This window comes from Streptomyces sp. DH12, assembly GCF_020873895.1.
Taxonomy (GTDB): domain Bacteria; phylum Actinomycetota; class Actinomycetes; order Streptomycetales; family Streptomycetaceae; genus Streptomyces.
The window spans coordinates 1-676 of sequence record NZ_JAHWGT010000336.1; the positions used below are offsets into that span (position 1 = coordinate 1).

The following is a 676-nucleotide window of genomic DNA, read 5'->3' on the forward strand; positions in this document are numbered from 1 at the left end:
CCAACGGCTTCTCCTTCCTCTTCGTGACGGCGGTCATCCCGTTCCTGCGCCCGGCGGCGGGAGCGGTCCGGCAGGTCAGCGGGCGGGCGGCCAGGCGCTCCAGGCCCGACATGGGTGTCCGAGAGGGCCTGGCCTTCTTCGTCCGCCGCCCGCGGCTGCTCGCGCTCGCCGGGGTGACCGGCATCGCGGCGGTCTTCGGCCGCAACTACGGCCTCACTCTCGCCGTTCTCGTCACCGGCCCGCTCGCGGGCGGGGCGGGAGCCTTCGGCACGGTGTCCACCGTCCTCGCCGCCGGCGGCATCGTCGGCGCGGTCCTGGGCGCACGCCTGCGCCGCCCCTCGGTCCGCCTGGTCGGCGCGCTCGCCGCGACCGGGGCGCTGCTGCAGATCGCGGCCGGGCTGTCGCCCTCCCTGGCGGTGCTGCTGGTCCTGGTCCTCCCCATGGCCGTGGTCGAGTCCGTCTCCGACACCGCGGGCACGGCGGTCCTCCAGACCGACCCGCCCGCGCACCTGCGCGGACGCGTGCTGGGCGTGTGGGGCTCGATCGGCACGGTCTGGGGCCTGGGCGGCCCCCCGGCCCTCGGCCTCCTCATGGAACTGGCGGGCCCGCGCGGCGCCCTGATCACGGGCGGCGCGGTCATCGCCGCGTCCATCGCGTCAGGCCATGTCCTGCACCG

At 76.9% G+C, this 676-nt stretch carries 1 pseudogene; it reads left to right on the forward strand.

Going from position 1 to position 676, the window contains the following annotated elements:
• Positions 1-676, forward strand: a pseudogene (locus LPA54_RS34400) (MFS transporter); the annotation flags it as partial.